A 4125-nucleotide genomic window follows, 5' to 3' on the forward strand; every position below is an offset into this window, starting at 1 on the left:
GGGGTGTCCGCCCGCAGCGGTTGGCGCGTCAACGAACAGTCAGTCGGCGTCAGACCCCATCGCGCCGTTCCGAGGACGGACACCCCCCGGCGCGGCCCCGACCGCCACCCGGCGCAGGGCGAAAACGCACACCCCCCCGCCACCAGGCAAAGCACGCAGCGACAAAGCACCCAGCCCTCACCCGCCGCCAGACAAAGCACGCAGCCCTCCGCCGTCAGACAAAGCACGCGCCCCACCGAAGCGGGCAAAACTCAGCGATGCCCGTGCGCATGCCTCCACCGCAACACCCCGACAGCCACCACGGCCCCCGCAGCCCCGGCCACCAGCACCGGCTTCGGATGCCGCATCCCGGCCTGCACAACGGTCCGCACCGGACGAGGCCCCGCATGCGTCGCCCGATCGTGCACGGCGTGCCCCGCCTGCGCGGCACTGCTGCGCAACTGCACCGTCATCGCCCCGGCCTTGTCCCGCAGATCAGCGGCCCGCGCCCGCGCACGCCCCTTCACATCCGCCTTCCCGGCCAACTCCTCCACCGTGTTGCCGAGTTCCGTACGGGTCCGCTCGATCTGCCGCCGCAGCTCATCGGGGCCCTTCGCCCCACTCGTCGCGTCCGTCATCGATGCGCCCTCTCCTTGATCTCCTCCACGTCCGCCCTGACACTGCCGAGCGCCCGCTCGGGCGTCGGCGGCGCGGCCTTCCGCAGCTGCGCCCGCCCGGTCGCCGCCAGCACGGCCGCGATCACGAACAACACCCCGGTCACGATCAGGGCGGCGGCCCACACGGGCAGCACCAGCGAGAGCGCGGCGACACCCGCACCGGACAGCACGAGCAGCCCGGCGTACGCGACGGCGCCCGCCGCCCCGAGCAACCCACCGCCGCGCCCCGCACGCCGCCCCTTCTCGGCGAGCTCCTCCTTGGCGAGGGCCACCTCCTGCCGCATCAGCGTGGAGAGCTGCTCCGTGGCCTGCCCGACGAGTTCACCCACGGAGCGGCGCTCGTCGTGCACGGCCCGATGATCAATGGTTCCGGTCACGGTGCCTCCTCTCGACGTCAGGAACACCCGGGTACCCGGACGGCCCCGCCGCTACCCCGCCGGCTCCAGCCCGCCGCCGCACCACGGCCACCCAACGCCCCCCAGCTCACCACCCCGCCCCACCCTGAAGCACTACTTACACATACCTGGTAGCAAAATTAAGTGGAGCTACACGAAGACCCGGCCGAGACTACCCCCATGACCACACCACCTCCCGCACATCCGGCACCCATCGCGCCCCCCACACCCCCCGCACCACCCCTCGGCCGCACCCTCTGCGCCATGATCACCCCCTTCACCCCGTCCGGCGCCCTGGACCTCGACGGCGCCCAGCACCTCGCCACCCACCTGGTGGCGAACGGCTGCGACGGCCTGGTCCTCTCCGGCACCACGGGCGAGTCGCCCACCACCACGGACGACGAGAAGTCGGCCCTCGTCACGGCCGTCCGCGAGGCGGTCGGCGAGCGCGCGAAGGTGATCACCGGCATCGGCACCCCCGACACCCGGCACAGCACCGAACTGGCCCGGGAGGCCGAGAAGGCGGGCGCTGACGGTCTGCTGGTGGTGTCGCCGTACTACAGCAGACCCCCGCAGGACGCGATCGAGGCCCATTTCCGGGAGATCGCGGAGGCCTGCGCACTCCCGCTCATGGTCTACGACATCCCCGTCCGCACCGGCACCCGCATCGAACCGGAAACGATCCTCCGCCTCGCCGAGCACCCCAGGATCGTCGCGGTCAAGGACTGCTCCCACGACTTCCTGGGCGCCCAGAAGGTACTGGCCCGGACCGACCTGGCGTACTACGCGGGCTGCGACGAACACAACCTCGCGCTGTACGCCGTGGGCGGCACGGGTTACGTCAGCACGGTCGCGAACGTGATCCCGAACCACCTGCGGGCGGTCCTGGACGCGTTCGACGCGGGCGACACGGCCCGGGCGGCCCGCCTCCAGCAGCAGGCCACTCCCCTCATCGAGGCGATCATGTCGGCGGGCCTGCCGGGCACCGTCACGGCGAAGGCACTCCTGAACGCCCTGGCGCTCCCGGCAGGCCCGGTCCGCAGCCCCCTTCAGCCGGCCGGCCGCAGGACGGCCGGCGAACTGCTCTCGCTCCACGACGACCTGATCAGCACGTGATCACCGCTCGGCGAACACCGGCTCCCACCGCCCCTCGGTGTTGTCCTCGGGCGACCGGAAGTCGCTGAGCGGGGTGGTCTTCTCGCCGCCGATGGTCACCAGTACCAGCCGCTGGTGATACTCGTTCCCGTCCGGTCCGATGTCCCAGGCGACGAGCGAGTTCCCGTCCGCCCAGGCCAGCAACTGCTGCCCGCGCACCTCACGCTGCTTGCCGGTGCGGGCGTCGAGGACGAGGGAGGACGTCTTCCACTTCCGCCCCGCGAACGTACCGGCCACGAGCTGCCCGTCGGGCGACACCCCCGCCTCGACGAACCAGTCCCGGTACCGCTCCAGCCGGGGCGCCGGGACCTCTCGGCCGGTGAAGTCGTAGAACCTCTTGCCGGGTTCGGTGGGCATCCCGGACCAGACGAGACGGCCGTCGCGTGTGAACGCGAAGTCCTGTCGCGAGTTGAGGAACTCCTCGGGGTGGTCCGTGCCCCCGCCGACCTTCACCCCGGCCCAGGAACTGCTCCCGGAGGCCACGTCGATGACATGGAACCCGGTCCGGTCCGACTCCGTGAACGGGGCGTCCCAGCCCTCCGACCCGTCGATCTTCACCCGGCGGTCGGGATTCTCGCTGTACGCCGTCGCGACGAGCTTCCTGCCGTCGGCGGAGAACTCCACCCCCGCCACCGGCCGGTCCACCGGGATCCACCGCTTGACCTGCCCGCTCGCCAGATCGAGCAGCCCGATCCGCGGCACGGGCAGGTTCCGCTCCAGAACGGCGGCGGTCCTCAGCCCGGGGGCGACCGCGACGTACGACCACCGGTCGTCCTTCGCGTACTTCTTCGTGCCCGGGTTCAGCAGCCAGTACGTACGCTCCGAGACGGCTCGGTCGGCGGACTGTTCGACGATCCTGGTCGTGTGGTACGCGGCGAGCGCGACCCGCCCGGCCGCGATCAGATCACGCGGCGGCGACTGGTCCGGGTGGCCGGTGATGCCGGCCCGTTCCACGCCGCCCGAGGGGCGTACGTCCTGCCTGCCGGAGTCCAGCACCGGTACGGCCACGGCGACGGCCACCACCGCGACGGCCGCGGCGGCCGCGGTCGCGAGCCGTCGGCTGCGACGGCGCCGGCGGACCCCGAGCACCCGGTCGGCGAAGCCGGGGGCCGCGGGCGGCTGTCCGTCGGCCTGGTCGCGCAGTGCGTCACGCACGAGTTCGTCGACGTTCACTGACGCACCTCCACGGGCGAGTAGTCACCGGCGGGCCGCTGTTCGGCGGCGGCCGGTCCGAGCGCGGCCAGCTCGGGTGCGAGGGCACGCAGCCGGGCGAGGGAGCGGTGGGTGGCGGACCGTACGGTGCCGACGGAGCAGCCCAACATTCGGGCCACCTCGCTCTCGGGCAGGTCCTCGAAGTAGCGGAGCACGAGCACGGTGCGCTGCCGCGCGGTCAGCCGGGCGAGCGCGCCGCGCATCAGCAGGCGCAGTTCGGCGGCGCCGGAGGCGTCCGGGGCGGTGCCGGTCTCCGGAGGTTCGGCGACGGTCAGTTCCCGCCTCGGCCATTTCAGCCGCCAGCGGCTGACCTGCTGCCGGTAGAGGACCTGCCGGACATAGGCCTCGGGTTCGTCGATGCGATGCCAGCGGCCCGCCGCCTTGATCAGCGCGTTCTGGAGCAGGTCCTCGCCCGCGTGCCGGTCGCCGCCGCTCAGCAGGACGGCGGTCTTCAGCAGCGCGGACGACCGGTTCGCCACGAACTCCCGGAAACTCTCCTGCGCTTCGGCATCCATCGTCACCTTCGCTCTCCCCCGGGGCGGACCCTGCGCCCGCCCCCCGTACTCCCTGTGACGCGTGCGGGCGCGCCCCGCTATGCCACCCTCGGGGAACGAAAACGGGACGGCCCGTACCGCAGTGTCATCTGCGGTACGGGCCGTCCCGTCTGCTCTGCGCGGTCAGTTCCAGGCGTACCCGTCACCCAACAA

At 72.3% G+C, this 4125-nt stretch carries 5 protein-coding genes; 1 reads left to right on the top strand and 4 read right to left on the bottom strand.

The window, feature by feature from the left end:
• Positions 1 to 251: 251 nt before the first annotated feature.
• Together ABT116_RS40355 and ABT116_RS40360 are read right to left on the bottom strand one after the other, a co-directional pair.
• Positions 252 to 617 carry a DUF3618 domain-containing protein gene (locus ABT116_RS40355; RefSeq protein ID WP_351645000.1) on the bottom strand — a complete coding sequence of 122 codons (366 nt, stop codon included), beginning with the start codon at positions 615 to 617 and terminating at the stop codon, positions 252 to 254.
• On the bottom strand, positions 614 to 1033 hold the full coding sequence (locus ABT116_RS40360) for a phage holin family protein (RefSeq protein WP_351645002.1): 420 nt from the start codon (positions 1031 to 1033) through the stop codon (positions 614 to 616). Before ABT116_RS40360 ends, ABT116_RS40355 begins: the two co-directional genes overlap by 4 nt.
• A 198-nt stretch (positions 1034 to 1231) precedes the next feature.
• On the opposite strand from ABT116_RS40360, the gene dapA reads away from it, so the two are divergent.
• Positions 1232 to 2167: a 4-hydroxy-tetrahydrodipicolinate synthase gene (gene dapA / locus ABT116_RS40365; RefSeq protein WP_351645004.1), complete on the top strand. Its 936-nt coding sequence runs from the start codon at positions 1232 to 1234 to the stop codon at positions 2165 to 2167.
• Here the strand turns inward: dapA and ABT116_RS40370 are convergent, their stop codons facing one another.
• Both ABT116_RS40370 and ABT116_RS40375 read right to left on the bottom strand, forming a co-directional pair.
• Complete coding sequence (locus ABT116_RS40370; RefSeq protein WP_351645006.1) at positions 2168 to 3379, bottom strand: WD40 repeat domain-containing protein; 1212 nt, start codon at positions 3377 to 3379, stop codon at positions 2168 to 2170.
• Positions 3376 to 3933 (bottom strand): SigE family RNA polymerase sigma factor, encoded by a 558-nt coding sequence (locus ABT116_RS40375; RefSeq protein ID WP_351645008.1) that lies wholly within the window; start codon positions 3931 to 3933, stop codon positions 3376 to 3378. Before ABT116_RS40375 ends, ABT116_RS40370 begins: the two co-directional genes overlap by 4 nt.
• Positions 3934 to 4125 lie beyond the last annotated feature (192 nt).

The organism is Streptomyces sp. NPDC002130, assembly GCF_040296465.1.
In the GTDB taxonomy this organism is placed as follows: Bacteria; Actinomycetota; Actinomycetes; order Streptomycetales; family Streptomycetaceae; genus Streptomyces.